Source organism: Plantactinospora sp. CNZ321 (assembly GCF_004217235.1).
In genome coordinates this window covers 6,578,055-6,595,065 of the sequence record NZ_SHKQ01000001.1, presented here as the reverse complement: position 1 = coordinate 6,595,065, position 17,011 = coordinate 6,578,055, and the positions used below count along the sequence as shown (strand labels likewise).

Annotated in this window: 14 protein-coding genes and 1 pseudogene; 7 read left to right on the top strand and 8 right to left on the bottom strand. The window is 72.7% G+C overall.

What is annotated here, in order from left to right; all coding sequences use genetic code 11:
- Positions 1 to 11: 11 nt before the first annotated feature.
- The gene (locus EV371_RS28570) at positions 12 to 2,327 is read left to right on the top strand and encodes an ATP-binding protein (protein WP_486484983.1); all 2,316 of its coding nucleotides are present in this window, start codon (positions 12 to 14) and stop codon (positions 2,325 to 2,327) included.
- On the opposite strand, the gene EV371_RS28565 is transcribed toward EV371_RS28570, so the two are convergent.
- Both EV371_RS28565 and EV371_RS28560 read right to left on the bottom strand, forming a co-directional pair.
- Complete coding sequence (locus EV371_RS28565; protein WP_130464773.1) at positions 2,252 to 3,622, bottom strand: FAD-dependent oxidoreductase; 1,371 nt, start codon at positions 3,620 to 3,622, stop codon at positions 2,252 to 2,254. The two genes, EV371_RS28570 and EV371_RS28565, sit on opposite strands and share 76 nt — an antisense overlap.
- Positions 3,615 to 4,775, bottom strand: a complete 1,161-nt coding sequence (locus EV371_RS28560; RefSeq protein WP_130466280.1) for a glutamate--cysteine ligase — start codon at positions 4,773 to 4,775, stop codon at positions 3,615 to 3,617. Before EV371_RS28560 ends, EV371_RS28565 begins: the two co-directional genes overlap by 8 nt.
- Before the next feature lie 284 nt (positions 4,776 to 5,059).
- Between EV371_RS28560 and EV371_RS28555 the strand changes: the two genes are divergently transcribed.
- Entirely contained in the window at positions 5,060 to 6,496 is a 1,437-nt protein-coding gene (locus tag EV371_RS28555) for a carbohydrate-binding protein (RefSeq protein ID WP_130464772.1), read from the top strand.
- 82 nt (positions 6,497 to 6,578) lie between these two features.
- On the opposite strand, the gene EV371_RS28550 is transcribed toward EV371_RS28555, so the two are convergent.
- A complete protein-coding gene (locus EV371_RS28550; protein WP_130464771.1) occupies positions 6,579 to 7,241 on the bottom strand; it encodes a DedA family protein in 663 nt (220 codons plus the stop codon).
- Positions 7,242 to 7,493: 252 nt separating this feature from the next.
- Between EV371_RS28550 and EV371_RS28545 the strand changes: the two genes are divergently transcribed.
- Positions 7,494 to 9,149: an alpha-amylase family glycosyl hydrolase gene (locus EV371_RS28545; protein ID WP_130464770.1), complete on the top strand. Its 1,656-nt coding sequence runs from the start codon at positions 7,494 to 7,496 to the stop codon at positions 9,147 to 9,149.
- 26 nt (positions 9,150 to 9,175) lie between these two features.
- Here the strand turns inward: EV371_RS28545 and EV371_RS28540 are convergent, their stop codons facing one another.
- Together EV371_RS28540 and EV371_RS28535 are read right to left on the bottom strand one after the other, a co-directional pair.
- Positions 9,176 to 9,619, bottom strand: coding sequence for a hypothetical protein (locus EV371_RS28540; protein WP_349340683.1), 444 nt, complete (start codon positions 9,617 to 9,619; stop codon positions 9,176 to 9,178).
- Positions 9,612 to 10,010, bottom strand: a complete 399-nt coding sequence (locus tag EV371_RS28535) for a hypothetical protein (RefSeq protein WP_130464769.1) — start codon at positions 10,008 to 10,010, stop codon at positions 9,612 to 9,614. The genes EV371_RS28540 and EV371_RS28535 overlap by 8 nt, the downstream gene beginning before the upstream one ends.
- A gap of 180 nt (positions 10,011 to 10,190) precedes the next feature.
- Here EV371_RS28535 and EV371_RS28530 point away from each other — a divergent pair, with 180 nt between their 5' ends.
- On the top strand, positions 10,191 to 10,919 hold the full coding sequence (locus EV371_RS28530) for a hypothetical protein (RefSeq protein WP_130464768.1): 729 nt from the start codon (positions 10,191 to 10,193) through the stop codon (positions 10,917 to 10,919).
- Positions 10,920 to 10,988: 69 nt separating this feature from the next.
- Positions 10,989 to 11,894, top strand: a complete 906-nt coding sequence (locus tag EV371_RS28525; RefSeq protein WP_130464767.1) for a Gfo/Idh/MocA family oxidoreductase — start codon at positions 10,989 to 10,991, stop codon at positions 11,892 to 11,894.
- Positions 11,895 to 11,995: 101 nt separating this feature from the next.
- Here the strand turns inward: EV371_RS28525 and EV371_RS34745 are convergent, their stop codons facing one another.
- Entirely contained in the window at positions 11,996 to 13,387 is a 1,392-nt protein-coding gene (locus EV371_RS34745) for a hypothetical protein (RefSeq protein WP_130464766.1), read from the bottom strand.
- Positions 13,308 to 14,096: pseudogene (locus tag EV371_RS34740) on the bottom strand (ABC transporter ATP-binding protein); the annotation flags it as partial. The gene EV371_RS34745 and the pseudogene EV371_RS34740, both read right to left, overlap by 80 nt.
- Before the next feature lie 133 nt (positions 14,097 to 14,229).
- On the opposite strand from EV371_RS34740, the gene EV371_RS28510 reads away from it, so the two are divergent.
- Together EV371_RS28510 and EV371_RS28505 are read left to right on the top strand one after the other, a co-directional pair.
- A complete protein-coding gene (locus tag EV371_RS28510; RefSeq protein ID WP_130464765.1) occupies positions 14,230 to 16,158 on the top strand; it encodes a sensor histidine kinase in 1,929 nt (642 codons plus the stop codon).
- A complete protein-coding gene (locus EV371_RS28505; RefSeq protein WP_130464764.1) occupies positions 16,122 to 16,778 on the top strand; it encodes a response regulator in 657 nt (218 codons plus the stop codon). The genes EV371_RS28510 and EV371_RS28505 overlap by 37 nt, the downstream gene beginning before the upstream one ends.
- 19 nt (positions 16,779 to 16,797) lie before the next feature.
- Here EV371_RS28505 and EV371_RS28500 read toward each other — a convergent pair whose 3' ends face one another.
- The gene (locus tag EV371_RS28500) at positions 16,798 to 16,989 is read right to left on the bottom strand and encodes a DUF2795 domain-containing protein (RefSeq protein ID WP_130464763.1); all 192 of its coding nucleotides are present in this window, start codon (positions 16,987 to 16,989) and stop codon (positions 16,798 to 16,800) included.
- Positions 16,990 to 17,011 lie beyond the last annotated feature (22 nt).

Below are 17,011 nucleotides of genomic sequence, written 5' to 3'. Positions count from 1 at the left end.
ACCGACGGAAGATGCGGACCGAGCCGACAATTGATCTGCCGGCACTACGCATGCGCAATCAACCCGTGCGCGCCGTACCCACCGGGCGGGACCCCGACGAGCCGGCGGCGTTCAGCCCGCCGCGACAGCTACCCGCCGACATCCCCGACTTCACCGGCCACCGCCCGGTGTTGGCCGAACTCGACGCGGCCGCGCGGACCCCGGCGGCCGGCGGCCGGGTCGTCGTGGTGAACGGCATGCCGGGAGTGGGCAAGACGACCCTGGTGCTGCACTGGGCGCACCGGCACCGTGACCGCTTCCCGGACGGGCAGCTCTACCTCAACGCCGACGCCTACGGACCGACGCTGCCGGTGTCCCCGGAGGACGCCCTGGGACGGTTCCTGCGCGCGCTGGGCGTCCCGGCCGACCGTGTCCCCACCGGAGGTGAGCAGCGCCGCGAGCGGTTCACCCAACTTCTCGCCGGCCGGCAGATGCTCATCATCCTGGACAACGTCCGCAACTCCGACCAGGTCCGCCCGCTGCTTCCCGCCGCCGAGGGCTGCGTGACCGTGGTGACCAGTCGCAACCGGCTGATGAGCCTGACCATCCGGCAGGGCATCCGCAGCATCACGGTGCCGCCGCTTCCCGACGACGACCGCCGTACCCTGCTGAGCCGGGTGATCGGCACGGACCGGGCCGGAGGTGAACCCGGACCCGTGGAGACGCTGGCACAGTTCTCCGATGGACTGCCACTCGCACTGAGGATCATGGGCGAGCAGATCACCGCCCGCCCTCGTGCCAGCATCGCGGACCTCGTCGACGAGTTGTGGGGCCGGCTGCTGGACTTCCCGGAGGACGATGAGGAAGACGTCAGGCTGAGTACGGTCTTTGCCTGGTCGTACAACGAACTCGACCCGCCGGCGAGCCGGCTGTTCCGCCTGCTGGGTCTGCATCCCGGCCGGAACGTCAGTCCAGCGGCCGCCGCCGCGCTGGTCGGCATCGAGCCCAGGCAGGCGGAGCGGCTGCTCGACGCGCTTGCCAAGCGCCACCTGGTCAACCACGACACCGCCCGCCGGTACCAACTGCATGACCTGCTGCGACGCTACGCTGCGCACCGGGCTGAGCAGGACGAGCCCGCCGAGTGCCGCCGGGCCGCGCTGCGGCGACTGCTCGACTGGTACCTGCTGTCGGCGGTCGACGCCGCCCGGGTGCTGACCCCGCACCGACGCCGGGTGCCGGACCTGCCAAGCGGCGAGAAGGTCGAGCCGCTGCGGTTCGACAGCGACGGCGAGGCCCAGCGCTGGTGCGAGGCGGAGCGCGCGAACCTGGCCGCGGTGGTACGGGCGGCGGCGGACCAGGGGTTCCACCGGCACGCATGGCAGATCCCGGGTGCGGTGCACGAGGCCTTCGGTCGGTACGGGCGCCAGGACGACGTCCTGGTCATGCACCAGATCGCGCTGACGGCCGCCGAGGCGGACGGGCACCGGATCGGGCAGATCGGTACGCTGAACAATCTCGGCGGGACCTATTTCGTGCTCCACGACTACCATCGGGCGGCAAGCGCCTTCCAGGCCGGGCTGCAACTGGCCCAGGAGATCGGTACGGGCGGTCCGATCGACGTCTGCTCGCACAACCTGGCGAACGTCTACCTCAAGACCGGCGAGGTCCGCACGGCGATCGGCATCTTCGAACGGGTGCTGGCCGGCTGCCGGGAGAGCACAAACCTGCTCGGCCAGGCGGCTACGCTGCACCGGTTGGGTGACGCGCACCAGCAACTGCGCCGGTACGACCGGGCCGCCGCCTGCTACGAGGAGGCGTTGGCGATCCGGGAGGATCTGGGGACGTGGCGTGACCAGGCGATGACCCACGAGCGGCTTGCGGCGCTGTGGCTGGACACCGGCAGGCCGGAGGAGGCGCTGCGCCGCTGCGAACTGGCGCTGGCGATCCAGGCGCGGGGCCGGGACGATACCACTCGCTGTGACATTCTGATCACCGCTGCCGACGCCGAGCGCGTACTCGGCCGCCACGCGGCCGCGCTGGAGCGGGCGTCCGCGGCGATTGCGCTCAGTACCGCGATCGCGGACTCGCGACGCCGGGCGGCCGGACTGGCGGTGCTGGCGGACACCTTCCGGGCCCGCGGGGACCGGAAGGCCGCGTACGATTACTGTCTGCAAGCGCTGGCGATCATCGGCGAACTCACCGGACCCAACGTGGATCCCGTGCTGGACCGACTCCTGAGGATCGAAAACGCTGTGACACCGGAACCGCCGGCTCAGCGGATCAACTCGACCGCCTTGCGGGCGGCGACCAGCACCGGATCCCAGACCGGGGCGTACGGCGGCGCGTAGCCGAGATCGAGCCCGGCCATCTCGTCCACGGTCATCCGGTTCCACAGCGCCACCGCCAGCACGTCGATCCGTTTCGCCGCCTCGGAACGGCCGACGATCTGGGCGCCGAGCAGCCGCCCGCTGCGCCGTTCGACGATCAGCTTCACCGTCATCATCTTCGTCCCGGGGTAGTAGCCGGCCCGGTTCATCGACTCCACCAGTACGGTGACGAACTCGAAGCCGGCCGCCGCCGCCTCGTCCTCGCGCAGCCCGGTACGCCCCACCTCCAGGTCGCAGACCCGGGTGACGGCGGTGCCGACGATTCCGGCGAAGGTGGCGTAGCCGCCGCCGATGTTGATCCCGGCGACCCGGCCCTGCTTGTTGGCGTGGGTGCCGAGCGGCACGAATACCGCCTGGCCGGAGACCCGGTGCACCGACTCGACACAGTCGCCCGCCGCCCAGACCCCGGGGGTGTCGACCACCCGCATCCGCAGGTCCACCCGGATCCCGCCGGTCGGGCCGAGCGGCAGGCCGGCCCGGGCCGCGAGCGCGGTGTTCGGGCGTACCCCGAGACCCAGCACCACGACGTCGGCCGGCAGCGTGCCGGCGTCGGTGACCACGGCGGTGACCCGGCCGTCCCGGGTCTCCAGCCCGGTCACGCGGACCCCGTTGCGCACCTCGAGGCCCAGCCCACACAGCGCGCGACGGACCAGGGCGCCCATGTCCGGGTCGACCGTCGACATCGGCTCGGGGCCCCGCTCGATCAGGCTGACCGACAGGCCGCGCTTGATCATCGCCTCGGCCATCTCGACGCCGATGTAGCCGCCGCCGACCACCACCGCCCGGCGCGGCGCCGGATCTCCGTCCAGCCAGTCGATCAGCGCCGCGCCGTCGTCCAGGGTCTGCACCCCGAACACCCCGGCCGCGTCGGTGCGGGCCCAGTCCGGGGTGACGGGTACCGCGCCGGCCGCGTACATCAACTGGTCGAAGCCCTCCCGGACCTCGCGCCCGCCGCGCGCGAGATCCCGGGCCACCACCTCACGCCGGTCCAGGTCGATGTCGACCACCTCGTGCCGGAGGCGTACGTCGACCTGGAAGTCCCTGCGGAACGTGGCCGGATCCCGGCTGACGAGCTGGTCCACGTCGTCGACCACCCCACCCACCCAGTACGGGATGCCGCAGGCCGAGTACGACGTGAAGTTGCCGCGCTCGAACGCCACGATCTCCAGTTCCGAGGCGTCCCGGCGGCGGCGGGCCTGGGACGCGGCGGACATCCCCGCCGCGTCGGCGCCCACCACCACCAGCTTCTCAGGCATGGCCGGCGCTGCCCCGGGTACGTCGGACCAGATCGTCCAGCACGTCGGAGATCTCGTGCCGCCCCGCGTAGGCGGCCCGCTGCCGGGCGGCGCCGGTGCCGTGTGCCTGCAACCGGCTCAGCAGCTCGGTGACCACCGGCAGGTCCCCGTGCCGTTCGAGCGCCGGTCGGAGTCGGTGGAAGAGCCGGCGCATCAGGTGCCAGGCCGGCCGCAGACCGCCGTCGACCGGGTCCACGGCCAGCCCTTCGAGTCCGTCGTGTGCCGCCCGCCAGTGCGCCGCCACCAGCATGTGGTGCGGCACCCGGGGCGCCGGCAGCCCGGCCGCGATGTCGGCCAGCGCGGTGTCGACAAGCGCCCGGACCAGGGCCGCGATCAGGATGGTGTCGTCCAGGCCCGGGCAGACGTCGCCGATCCGGATCTCCACCGTCGGATACCTCGACGAGAGCCGGGCGTACCAGTAGAGCATGCCCTCGTCGAGCATCATCCCGGTGCCGATCAGATCGTCGACCAGGCTCTCGTAGTGCGCGTGCGACTCCAGCCACGGAGTCGGCGCCACCGACGGCCAGCGCTCCCAGAGCACCGAGCGCCAGCTGGCGTACCCGGTGTCCCGGCCCTGGTAGAAGGGCGAGTTCGCGGTGGCGGCGTGCAGGATCGGCAGCGCCGGGCGGAGGTGGTTGAGCACCTGCACCCCGATCTCCGGCTCGGGCACCCCGACGTGCACGTGCATGCCGTTCACCCCGGGGGACGGGACCATCAACCCGAACTGCTCGATCATCCGGTGGAACCGTGGGTTCTCCACCAGCGGCGGCATCGGGCCGTCGACCGGGCCGGTGCCGACCGCGACCAGGCGTACCCCGGCCGCCTCCGCCGCGTCGGCCAGCCCGGTACGCAGCAGCCCGAGCGAGTGCCGCAGTGCGCTCAGCTCCAGGCCGGGCGGGGTGCCGATCTCGATCTGGCTGGTCTGGAACTCGTGCTGTACCTGCCCGCGCAACTCGTCCGGCACCTCGGCGAGTACCGCTTCCACGGCGGGTGCCGCCGCGCCGGTCACCGGGTCGACGAGGAGGAACTCCTCCTCGACCCCGACCGTCAGGGGGTCGGGTCCGGCTTCCGGTACGGGTCTTGCGGGCGCGGCCGTCTCATCGACCATCACCATCACCATCACCGCCGTCACTCGCTCGGCACAGCGTCGCTGGCGCGACCGGTAGCTCATTACCCTCAGTGTCGATGCCGGAAAACTCCCTGGGGCGCCGATCGCGGCATCCGCCCCCCACCGATCGTGGCATCCAGGTGTTGCGGTGCGGCAGGGCATCGACAAGTGTTGACATGTGGGGGCCCGGGACGTACAACTCCTGAGAGAGCGCTCTCTCAGCTCCGACCCCCACGTAGGGGCCCGCCACTACGTGGGGCACCCCCCGTCCCCTGTAGAGAGGCCCGCACATGAACACCATCCGGGTCGCCCGGCCGGTCTCCGCCGGCCGGAACACCAGACGCCGCCTCGCCCTGCTGGTCGCCGCGTCCACCCTGCTCGCCGCCGCCCTCGGCACGGTGACCGTGACGGCCCGCGCCGCCATTCCACCGCCGGCCTCCGGCTGGAGCCTGGTCTGGGGCGACGACTTCACCGGCGCGGCCAACACGCTGCCCTCGTCGACGAACTGGATCATCGACACCGGCACCAGCTATCCCGGCGGCCCGGCGAACTGGGGCACCGGCGAGATCCAGACCTACACCAACAGCACCGCCAACGTCAGCCACGACGGCAGCGGCAACCTGCGGATCACCCCGGTCCGCAACGCCTCCGGCCAGTGGACCTCGTCCCGGATCGAGACCGTCCGCAGCAACTTCAAACCGCCGGCCGGCGGGGTGCTGGCGATCGAGGGGCGGATCCAGATGCCGAACGTGACCGGCGCGGCGGCGGCCGGCTACTGGCCGGCGTTCTGGGCGCTCGGCGCGCCGTACCGGGGCAACTACCAGAACTGGCCGGGGATCGGCGAGTTCGACGTGATGGAGAACGTCAACGGGATCAACTCGGTCTGGGGCGTACTGCACTGCGGCGTCGCGCCCGGCGGGCCGTGCAACGAGTTCAACGGCATCGGTGCCCAGCGCGCCTGCCCCGGCTCGACCTGCCAGTCGGCGTTCCACACCTACCGGTTCGAGTGGGACGCCTCGGTCAGCCCGCAGCAACTGCGCTGGTACGTCGACGGCCAGCACTACCACACCGTGACGCAGTCCCAGGTCGGCTCGTACTGGTCACAGATGACCGACCACGCCGGCTACTTCCTGCTGCTCAACGTCGCGATGGGTGGCTCGTTCCCGAACGGCGTGGCCGGTGGCACCACCCCGACCTCCGCGACCGTCTCCGGCCGGCCGATGCTGGTCGACTACGTCGCCGTGTACAGCCGGGGCGGTGGCGGCAACCCGACCAACCCGCCGACGACCCCGCCGCCGACCACGCCGCCGCCGGGCGGCACGGTGAGCGCGTACTCGACGATCCAGGCCGAGGCGTACCAGGGGCAGCAGGGTGTCGGGGTCGAGACGTGCAGCGAGGGCGGCCAGAACATCGGCTGGCTGGCCAACGGTGACTGGGTCCGGTACGACCGGGTCGACTTCGGGTCGACGCCGCCCCGGGACTTCGTGGCCCGGCTCGCCTCCGGCGCGGGCGGCGGGGTGAGCGGTCTGGTGCAGGTCCGGGTGGACAGTCCGACCGGTCCGGTGCTGGGCAGCCTCGCCGTCGGCAACACCGGCGGCTGGCAGAGCTGGCAGTCGATTCCCGGCAACGTCTCGGCGGTGACCGGGGTACGGACGGTCTATCTGACCTTCAGCAGCGGCCAGCCGGCGGACTTCGCCAACCTCAACTGGTTCACCTTCCGCCACTGAGGTGCGAGGAAGGGCCCCCGCTACCACAGAAAGCGACAAGCGTGGGCCCTTCCCTGCCCCTGCCGGGTACGGCGCCGGGGGGTCAGCGCGGGCTGGCGGGCTGGCCCCGGTGCGAGCGCCGACGCAGCTTCTTGACCACCCACAGCCCGATCATGACCGCGAAGACGGCCAGCAGCGCGTAGTCGAAGTAGCTGGCGTACCTGTCGATTTGCTGCCAACGGGACCCGAGACCGTAGCCGAGGCCGACGAAGACCGTGTTCCAGATGCCGCTGCCCAGCGTGGTGAGGATCAGAAACCGGCTCACCGGCATCCGGTCGGCGCCGGCCGGAATCGAGACCAGGCTGCGGAACACCGGAATCATCCGGCCGAAGAACACCGCCCAGGAGCCGTACCGTTCGAACCAGCGGTCGGCCCGGTTCAGATCGTCGGTGTCCACCAGCGGGACCCGGTCCAGCCAGCGCTTGAGCCGGTCCTCGCCGAGCGCCGCGCCGAGCCAGTAGAGCAGTACGGCGCCGAGCACCGAGCCGGCGGTGGCGGAGATCACCACCAGGACCACGTTCATCCGGCCCTCGCCGGCCAGGTAGCCGGCCATCGCCAGCACCAGCTCGCTCGGCACCGGCGGGATGACGTTCTCCAGCGCGACCAGCAGACCCACCCCGGGTACGCCCATCGCGTCGATCACCCCGGCTATCCAGCCGGTCAGCCCGCCAAGGTGCGTCGGGTCCACGTCCTGGGCGAGGGCCACCGCGCACCCACTCCTTCGTCGGCTCGTAGGTCGGTTCGGCGGAAAGCCCCGGAGATCCAGGGAAGAGCCCGGGGAGGAGGTCTGCTTTACCCCGTGATCGCCCCGGTTACACCGTCGAGTCGCTCACCGCGGATCCACGGGAGTCGCTCACCGCGGATCCACGGGAATCGCTCACCGCGGATCCACGAGAATCCTGCGGGTGTGGTCGACCTCCGGTTTGCCGGTCCGGCCGATTGGAAAAGAGCTTCGGCTATGAGGGACCGGTGGTATGCCAAGGCTGTCGTCTACTGCCTGGACATCGACACGTACGCCGACTCGGACGGTGACGGGGTCGGCGACATCAAGGGGCTGATCGGCCGCCTCGACTATCTGGCCCGGCTCGGCGTGACCTGTCTCTGGCTGCACCCGATCCACCCCTCGCCGCATCGGGACGACGGCTACGACGCCACCGACTTCTACGGTGTCGACCCGAAACTCGGCACCCTCGGGGACTTCGCGGAGTTGCTGCACCAGGCCGCCAACCGGGGCATCCGGGTCATCATCGACCTCGTCGTGAACCACACCTCCGACCAGCACCCGTGGTTCCAGTCCGCTCGGTCGTCGCCGGACTCGCCGTACCGGGACTGGTACGTCTGGTCGGACGAGGCGCCACCGGACCGGCGCCAGGGCATGGTCTTCCCGGGCGAACAGGAGGAGACCTGGAGCTACGACCGGACCGCCAGGGCCTGGTTCTACCACCGCTTCTACCGCTTCCAGCCGGACCTCAACTTCGGCAACCCGGCGGTACGGGCGGAGATCAAGAAGATCATGTCGTTCTGGCTCCAGCTCGGTGTGTCCGGGTTCCGGCTCGACGCGGCGCCGTTCATCATCGAGCTGACCGAGCCGGGCAACCCGGACTCGCCCAAGGACTTCGAGTTCCTCACCGAGCTGCGCCAGCATGTCCAGTGGCGCCAGGCCGACGCGCTGCTGCTGGCCGAGGCGAACGTGGAACCGGCGGACCTCGTGCACTACTTCGGCGACAGCGGCGGCTCCGCGAACCGGCTGCACATGCTCTTCGACTTCATGCTGAACGGCCGGCTGATGCTCGCGCTGGCCCGGCAGGACCCGGAGCAGATCATCGACGCGCTGCGCGACACCCCGGCGCTGCCGGCCGGTGCCCAGTGGGCCACCTTCCTGCGCAACCACGACGAGATCGACCTGTCCCGGCTCACCGCCAAGCAGCGGGCCCAGGTCTACGAGCAGTTCGGCCCGGACGAGAGCATGCGGATCTACGACCGGGGCATCCGGCGACGGCTCGCCCCGATGCTCGGCAACGACCGGCGCCGGATCGAGCTGGCGTACGCCCTCCAGTTCTCGCTGCGCGGCACGCCGGTGCTCCGCTACGGCGAGGAGATCGGGATGGGGGAGGACCTCTCGCTGCCGGGCCGGGAGTCGATCCGTACCCCGATGCAGTGGTCGGGTAAGCCGAACGCCGGCTTCTCCACCGCGCCCGCCGACAGGCTGGTCCGGCCGGTGATCGACAGCGGCGAGTACGGCTACGAGCGGGTCAACGTCACCGCGCAACGGCACGACCCGAAATCCCTGCTGGCCTGGTTCGAGCGGATGATCCGTACCCTGCGGGAGGCACCCGAGGTCGGCTCCGGCTCGTGCACGCACGTCGACCAGGAGATGCCGCCCGGCGTCCTGGCGCACCGCGCAGACGGGCTCACCGGCTGCATGCTCTTCCTGCACAACCTCGGCGCTCGGCCGGCCGTGGTCAACCTGGGTGCGCTCCTGCCGGAGGCGGACATGCCGATCGACGTACTCGCCGACCGGGAGTACCCGCCGGTGGGCAAGCTCGACGCGCTGGAACTGGCCGGGTACGGCTACCGCTGGATCCGGCTGTACCGCTCCGACGCGGTCGAGTGACCACTGCCGTCAGGTGACCACTGCCGTCAGCTGCTCCGGGCGGTTCGGGTGCGGCGCAGCCAGAGCAGGCCGAGCACCGGCAGCACCAGCGGGACGTAGCCGTAGCCGCCGCCGAAGTCCGACCAGACGGTGTCGTCCGGGAAGAGCGCCGGATCGAACAGGCTCAACGCCCCGACGCTGAGCACCCCGACGAGTTCCACGGTGCAGCAGACCAGTGCGGTGCGGCGTCCGACCCGGTCACCGCGGGCCAGCCCGACGGTGGCCACGATGTAGATCACCGCGGCGAGCGCGGAGAGCAGGTACGCGACCGGGGCCTCGTCGAACTTGGTGATGATCTGCACCCCGGCCCGGCAGCTCGCGGCGATCGCGAAGAGGATGTAGACCGCGACCAGCGCCCGCCCCGGACCGCTGTTGATCCGCCTGCGCGGCGTGCCGGAGGTCGTCGGCTCGGTGGCCACCGGCTCAGCCACCGGGGATCTGCCAGGTCTGTTGCAGGCGCAGCACGACCACCGGGATCACCAGGCAGACGACGGTGACGATCACCGAGCCCCAGCGGGTCGGTTCCATCCGGGCCAGCACGCCGGCCAGCGGCGGCAGGCAGACCAGGGTGATCAGGTAACCGGCGAAGGTGCCGGCCTCGGCGGGCTGCTCGCCGCCGATCCAGGCGGCCACCGCCGCGGCGGCGAGCGCCAGCAGCACCAGCTCCAGCACGGCCAGGCCGGCGAGGTGGGAGACGTCCGGCGGCCGGTTGCGCATGGTCGTCACCAGGCTCCAGCCGGCGAGTACCAGCGAGAGCACGATCGAGGACGTGACCAGGAAGTCGTTCACCGGCCGGCCCCGGGGTGAACGCCGGTGCGGGATGGCAGCGCGGCGGCGCGGGACCGGTCTCTGCTCACCGCCGCAGTCTACTAACCGGCGTAGTAGGCCCTTGGTCCGGGTCGGCCCGGTGCGCCGGGGGTTGGGCGATCATGGTGGGAATATCAGCACCTTCTATGATTGGCGACACCCCCGACCCCGCCACCTCACCGGGAGCCCCGCCGCGTGGACCTGTCCGGCATCGACGCGCTCTCCGCGCTGCTGATCGCCGGTGGTGTGGTGCTCTTCTCCCTCCTCGTCCTCGCCGTGGTCGCGGACCGGCCGAGGACCCCGCGCCCCGACCCGGAGCGGCTGCGCGCCGCCGTCGAGGAGTTGGAGGCGTACGCGGTGGCGACCCAGACCGAGGCCGGCCGGGCCGCCGCGATCGCCGCCGCCGCCCGGGTGTCGCTGGCCGAGGCGGAACGGCACCGGGACGAGGCGTGGGCGCACCAGGAGGCGGCCGAGCGGGAGTACGACCGGGCCTGGCAGGCGGTACTCGCCGGCCGGGAGGCGGCGGCCGGCGCACCGGCCGGCGGTTCCGGTCCCGACCCGGAACGGGACCGCGCGGTGGCCCGGGCGGCCCTGGCGGCGTACCGGCGCGGCGACCTCTCGCTGTCGCAACTGCGCGAGGTGTTCCGGCGTACCGGGAACTGGGACCCGGCGCAGGAGGAGCGGGAACGGCGACTCGACCTCGCCCGGATGTGCCTGGCCGAGGCGCGCCGGGGGTACGACCGGGCTGCCGCCCGGGCCCGGCGTGCCGAGCAGGAGGCCCGGACCGCCGAGGCCGCCGCCTGGGAACTGCTCTCCGAGGCGAACCGGTCGGTCGCCGAGGCGCGGGAGGCGTACCACACGATTCAGCGGTTCAACCAGCGGCACGGCCGTGACCGGCGGCGACGGAAGCGGCGGGCCGGCTAGGTCGGCCGGGACCGCCCCGGTGTGCTAGGAAGAACTCCCTGCTCAAAGCGGCGCGAAGAGGGGACTGGCGTGCTCACGTTCGGACTGTTCGGCACCGGTCACTGGGCGGCGGAGGTGCACGCGGCCGCGCTCGCCGGGCATCCCCGGGCCCGCCTCGCCGGAGTCTGGGGCCGGGACCCGGCCAAGGCCGAAGCCCTGGCCGACCGGTACGGCGTGCCGGCCTACCGCGACGCCGACGCGCTGATCGAGGCAGTGCAGGCGGTGGCCGTGGCGCTGCCGCCGGACGTCCAGGCTGATCTGGCGGTGCGGGCCGCCACCGCCGGCCGGCACCTGCTGCTGGACAAGCCGCTGGCGCTGAGCCTGCCGGACGCCGACCGGGTGGTGGCGGCCGCCGCGCAGAGCGGGGTCGCCTCGGTGGTCTTCTTCACCAACCGCTTCCATCCGGCCATCTCCACCTTCCTGGCCGGCGCGGCGGCGACCGGGGGCTGGCACGGTGCCCGGGGCGTGCACCACGCGTCGATCTTCCAGCCCGGGAACCCGTACGGCGGATCGGCGTGGCGGCGGGCCCACGGCGCGCTCTGGGACGTCGGCCCGCACGCGCTCTCCCTGATCCTGCCGGTGCTCGGCCAGGTGACCCGGGTCGCCGCGATGGGCGGGCCCCGCAACAGCGTGCACCTGACGCTGGCGCACGGCGAGACCGCGACCAGCAGCGTGTCGCTGGCCCTGGACGCCCCGCCGGCCTCGACCACCGTCGAGTTCGCCTTCTACGGCGAGGACGGCATCACGGTGGTGCCGGACCGGACCGGCCCTCCGGTGGACGCGCTCCGGCTGGCGATCGAACAGCTCTGCACCGAGGTCGACAGCGGCACCCGCGACCACCAGTGCGACGTGCGGTTCGGCCGGGACGTGGTGACGGTGCTCGCCGCCGCGCAGACCGCCCGCGAACAGGGCAGGACCGTCACTCTGCCCTCCTGACCGCGAGTTCGCCGGTCTGGCCGGGCCGAGGCGTTGCTGCGGTAGTCCCGGGTTCGGGCCGCCCCGTGCCAACCCGAACCCGGGACTCGCCGGGCGGCTGCTCAGGCCCTGCCGACCCGGGCCAGCAACTCCGGGCCGCCAGCCGCCAGCCGCCGGTGGGCGAGCCGCCCCAGCACCCAGCCGAGCAGCAGCCCGCTGAGCACCCCGACCGGGGTCGCGGACCAGAGCATGGTCGAGTCGCCGGCCCGGGTGCCCTGGTAGAGCAGCCAGGCGGTCGGTGCGGCGGCCACCGCGAGCAGCCCGAGCATCAGCCAGACCAGTCCGCCGACCGGACCGCCGTCCTCACCCGGGTTGCCGCCCCGGCGGTGCGGGTCCGCCATCCGGACCGGCACCAGCACCGAGACCAGCACCACCAGTCCGGAACCGGCGCCGAGCACCACCGGCAGCAGCCCGGCCACCCAGGGCAGGGTCCACCAGTGCACGGCGCCGACCAGGCCGGCGAGGGTGAGCAGCACCGCCGGCGGCGCGACGACGAGCAGCCAGGCGACCTGCCGGGCGCGTACGTCGATCCGCTCCGTACCGGGCGCCATCAGGGTCATCCACAACGCGGTGCCGTCGGAGCTGTACAGGTGTGCCGAGGAGGAGGCGATCATGATCGCTACCACCAGCCCGGCCAGCGGCAGCAGGTCGCTGATCCGGATCACCAACGGCATCAGCACGAAGACCAGCCCGTAGACCAGGGCGAAGCTGAGGTAGTGGATCCGGACCAGATCCCGCCACCAGGTACGCAGTTCCTTGCCGAGTACGGCGTGGAACGCGGAGCCCGGCGGCCGGGAACTCGTACGCCGGGCGACCCTGGAGACCGGGGCGGCGGCGGGGCGGTCCAGGAGACAGGCCCAGGCGAGCAGGACCAGCGCGGCGAGTACGGCCAGCCCGGCGAGGGCGGCGGCCACCAGCGCCCAGTCGCCCCGGTGCGCCGACTCGACGGCGACGACCGGCCAGCCGGACGGCAGGATCCGCAGCGTTCGGGCGGCGGCGGACGGGAGCCCGTCGGCGAACGGCCGGGCGCTGCCGCCGAGCGCGACGAAGACGACCCAGCACTGCGCCATCCCGGCGGTGAGCACCGCCCAGGGCAGCGCGCTCAGTGCCGCACTCGGCCGGCTGCCCAGTACCGCGCCGAGGGTCGCCACCACCAGTCGGGCGAGCGCCACCAGCAGGAGTACCAGCAGGATCACGGCCGGCACCCCGACCAGCGCCGGTACGACGCCGAGCCGGGCGCCGTACGCCACCAGGGCGGTCGAGGCGATCAGGGTGACGGCCGGGCCGACCCCGGTCAGGGCGGCGCCGTAGAGCCCGAGGATCAGGTCGCGGCGACGTACCGGAAGCAGTGTCAGGTGTTCGCGGCGGACAGGACGCCAACCATGACAGCTCCTCCCCGCTCGGCACCGGGGCGCCGACCAACTCGACGAACCTCTCCTCCAGGCTCCGGTCACCCCGGACCTCGGCGAGCGGTCCGGCCGTGACCACCCGTCCCCGGTGCATCACCCCGACCGAGTCACAGACCTGCTCGACCAGCGCCATCACGTGGCTGGAGAGCACCACCGAGCCGCCACCGGCGACGAACCGGCGCAGGATCGCCCGGATGGACGCCGCCGAGACCGGGTCGACCGCCTCGAACGGCTCGTCCAGGACGAGTAGTCGGGGCGCGTGCAGCAGCGCGGTGGCCAGGCCGATCTTCTTGCGCATCCCGGCGGAGTAGCCGAGTACCAGGGTCCGCTCGGCCCGCTCCAGGTCGAGCACCCGCAGCAGCTCGTCGATCCGCCCGGCCAGCACGTCCGCCGGCATCCCCCGAAGCCGCCCGAAGTAGCCGAGCAGTTCCCGGCCGGTGAGCCGCTCCGGGAAGGCCAGCCCGTCCGGCAGTACCCCGACCTGGCGCTTGGCCTCCATCGGGTCCTGCCAGACGTCCACACCGAAGATCTCGGCGCGGCCCGCGTCCGGGCGGAGCAGCCCGACCGCCATCGACAGGCTGGTGGTCTTGCCGGCACCGTTCGGGCCGACGAGGCCGAAGAACGAGCCGGCCGGCACGGTCAGCTCCACGGAGTCGACGGCGGTGGTGTGGCCGAACCGCTTGGTCAGCCCGGTGAGCCGCAGCGCGGCCGACCCGGCGGCCCGCTCGGCCGGCCGGGAGGAGTTGTCGTTCATAGCAGGAACTGTAGGAATGCCCGGCGATGGCCAGTATGGGGCCGGATGCCGACCCGGGGTGTAGCTAACCCCACCCCCGCCCGGCGCGTTCCGGCACTGCCGCCGCCGACCGGAAGAGGCCAGACTTGATCGCATGACAACCAGAGCGGTACGCGCCGCCGGGCTCGCCCTGCTGCACGGGGCGGCGCTGGCCGGGCTCGGCCTGGCCGGGGCGGTGTCGCTCCTGGTGCACCTGGTCTTCTTCCTGCCGGGGTTCGGGCTCGGGCTGATCTTCCTGCTGCCGGTGCCGATCCTGGCCGGGCGGCGGCACACCGATCTGGTACGGCGGGTGGCCGGGGCCGGCGCCGCGCCGCTCGGCTCGCCGTACCGGCCCCGGCCGGCGCCGCCGCGGCCGGAGGCGGACGGGCGCTATCTGCACGACAACCGGCTCTACCGGCGGCCCTGGGTGCCGGCGTTCCTCCGCCGGCTGGACTGGCTGCTCGGGGATTCGGCCACCTTCCGCGACCTCGGCTGGATGACCCTCACCCCGGCGGTCGGGCTGCTCCTCGGCGGCCTGCCGGTCGGGCTGGTCGCCGCCGGTGCCTGGTATGCGGCCAGCAACGCCGCCCGGCACTGGTGGGCGGTACCGGCCGGGCTCGCCGTCGCCGCCGCCGGCCTGGCCGTGGCGCCCTGGCTGCGTACCCTGCACCTGGGGTGGACCCGCTGGTGGCTGGCGCCGACCGATCGCCAGCCCGGCCGCCTCCGCGTCTGGTACGGCCGCCAACTCATGCTGCTGCTCCGGCTGCTCTGCCTGCTCGGGCTGAGCCTGGCCGCCCTGCCGCTGGCCGTGCTCTCCGCCGTCGCCCTGCTGTTGACCTACGGGCTGGGGATCGTGGTGGTGCTGCCACCGGTGATCCAGAACATCCGCTGGCTGCCGGACCTGCGCCGCCGGCTGGCCGGGCGGTGGAGCGGGGTGCCGGTGGAGTCGCCGTACCTGCCCCGGCCGGGGATGCCGGACCGGCGGCCGGACGGCCGCTACCAGGTCGGGAACCACCTGTACCAGACCGAGCGGTGGGCGGCCTACAACCTGCGACTGCGCTGGCTCACCCGGGATCCGGCGAGCTGGCGGGACTTCGGCTGGCTGCTGCTCGACCCGTTCGTCGGCGGGCTCTCCCTGGCCGCCCCGCTCGCCGCGATCGGCTACGGGATCTTCGGCCTGGCCCTGCCGCGGTTCTGGATGCTGGTCGGGCTGCGGACCGACGGCGGCACCGACTGGTACGCCTCGGTCGCCGGCTCCGAGGCGGCGGCGATCCCGGTCGGGTTGGCCCTGACCACGCTCGGCCTGCTGGCCGCCCCGGCGGTGCTGCGGCGCAACGGCCGGTGGGTCGCGCTGCTGCTCGCCCCGACCGCGAAGGCCCGGCTGGCGCTGCGGGTCCAGCGGCTCACCGAGACCCGGGCCGACGCCACCGAGAGCCAGGCGGCCGAGCTGCGCCGGATCGAACGCGACCTGCACGACGGCGCCCAGGCCCGGCTGGTGGCGATGGGGATCAACCTCGGCAACGTCGAGTACCTGATGGACCGGGATCCGCAGGCCGCCCGCGCGCTGCTGGCCGAGGCGCGGCAGGCGTCCGCGCAGGCGCTCACCGAACTGCGCGACCTGGTCCGGGGCATCCATCCACCGGTACTCGCCGAGCGCGGGCTGGTCGACGCGGTCCGGGCACTCGCCCTGGACCTCCCGGTCCGGACCGACGTCACCGTCGACCTGCCGGGCCGGCCGGAGCCGCCGATCGAGTCGGCGGCGTACTTCGCGGTGAGCGAACTGCTCACCAACGCGGTGAAGCACGCCAGAGCCGCCCGGATCACCGTCGATCTCGGGTACGCCGACGGCCGGCTGCGGATCGTGGTCGCCGACGACGGGCGGGGCGGCGCGGACGAGACGGGGGGCAGCGGACTGCGCGGCATTGTCCGCCGGCTCGGTACATTCGACGGGGTCGTCGACCTGAGCAGCCCGCCGGGAGGCCCGACGACGGTGAAGCTGGAGGTGCCGTGCGCGTTGTCCTCGCCGAGGACCTCTATCTCCTGAGAGACGGCCTTTCCCGGATGCTGACCGCGCACGGCTTCGAGGTGGTGGCGGCGGTGGAGACCGGTCCGGAGCTGCTGGCGGCGTTGCTGGAGCTGCGTCCCGACGTGGCCGTGGTGGACGTACGCCTGCCGCCCACCCAGACCGACGAAGGGCTCCAGGCGGCGCTGGCGGCCCGCCGGGAGGTGCCCGGCCTGCCGGTGCTGGTCCTCTCCCAGCATGTGGAGCAGCTCTACGCCCGGGAACTGCTCGCCGACGGCACCGGCGGGGTCGGCTACCTGCTCAAGGACCGGGTCTTCAACGCGGAGCAGTTCGTCGACGCGGTACGCCGGGTGGCCGGCGGCGGTATGGCGATGGACCCGGACGTGATCGCCAAGCTGGTCGCCCGGAGCAGCCGGGACGCCCCGATGGCCCGGCTGACCCCACGGGAGCGGGAGGTGCTGGAGCTGATGGCGGAGGGGCGCTCGAACAGCGCCATCGGGCAGCGGCTCTTCCTCAGCGAGAGCGCGGTCGGCAAGCACACCGCCAGCATCTTCGGCAAGCTCGACCTGGCGCCGTCGGACGACGACAACCGCCGGGTGCTGGCGGTGCTGGCATACCTGAACGGCGCTGCCGGCGCCTGAACCGTTGTTTCACAGCGGGTCAGGAGACTTCGATGATCGCGTCGCCGATCTCGGTGGGGGTCTCGAACTGCTCGACCGGCAGCGACTGGAGCAACCTGAGGGTCTGGGTGTCGACCCCGGTCTCCTGGGCCCAGCGGACCAGGTCCTCCTTTGACACCGGGTAGTCCAGGCCGGCGAGCGACTCCTGGAACTGGATCGCGTTGGCTCGCATACCCGGTCGATTACCCGGTCGT

Bases quoted from the DNA above. Each gene is read 5' to 3' on its own strand.
- EV371_RS28510 (WP_130464765.1), top strand. From the start codon at position 14,230: ATGACAACCAGAGCGGTACGCGCCGCCGGGCTCGCCCTGCTGCACGGG.
- EV371_RS28570 (WP_486484983.1), top strand. From the start codon at position 12: ATGCGGACCGAGCCGACAATTGATCTGCCGGCACTACGCATGCGCAAT.
- EV371_RS28545 (WP_130464770.1), top strand. From the start codon at position 7,494: ATGAGGGACCGGTGGTATGCCAAGGCTGTCGTCTACTGCCTGGACATC.
- EV371_RS28560 (WP_130466280.1), bottom strand. From the start codon at position 4,775: ATGGTGATGGTCGATGAGACGGCCGCGCCCGCAAGACCCGTACCGGAA.
- EV371_RS28555 (WP_130464772.1), top strand. From the start codon at position 5,060: ATGAACACCATCCGGGTCGCCCGGCCGGTCTCCGCCGGCCGGAACACC.
- EV371_RS28500 (WP_130464763.1), bottom strand. From the start codon at position 16,989: ATGCGAGCCAACGCGATCCAGTTCCAGGAGTCGCTCGCCGGCCTGGAC.
- EV371_RS28565 (WP_130464773.1), bottom strand. From the start codon at position 3,622: ATGCCTGAGAAGCTGGTGGTGGTGGGCGCCGACGCGGCGGGGATGTCC.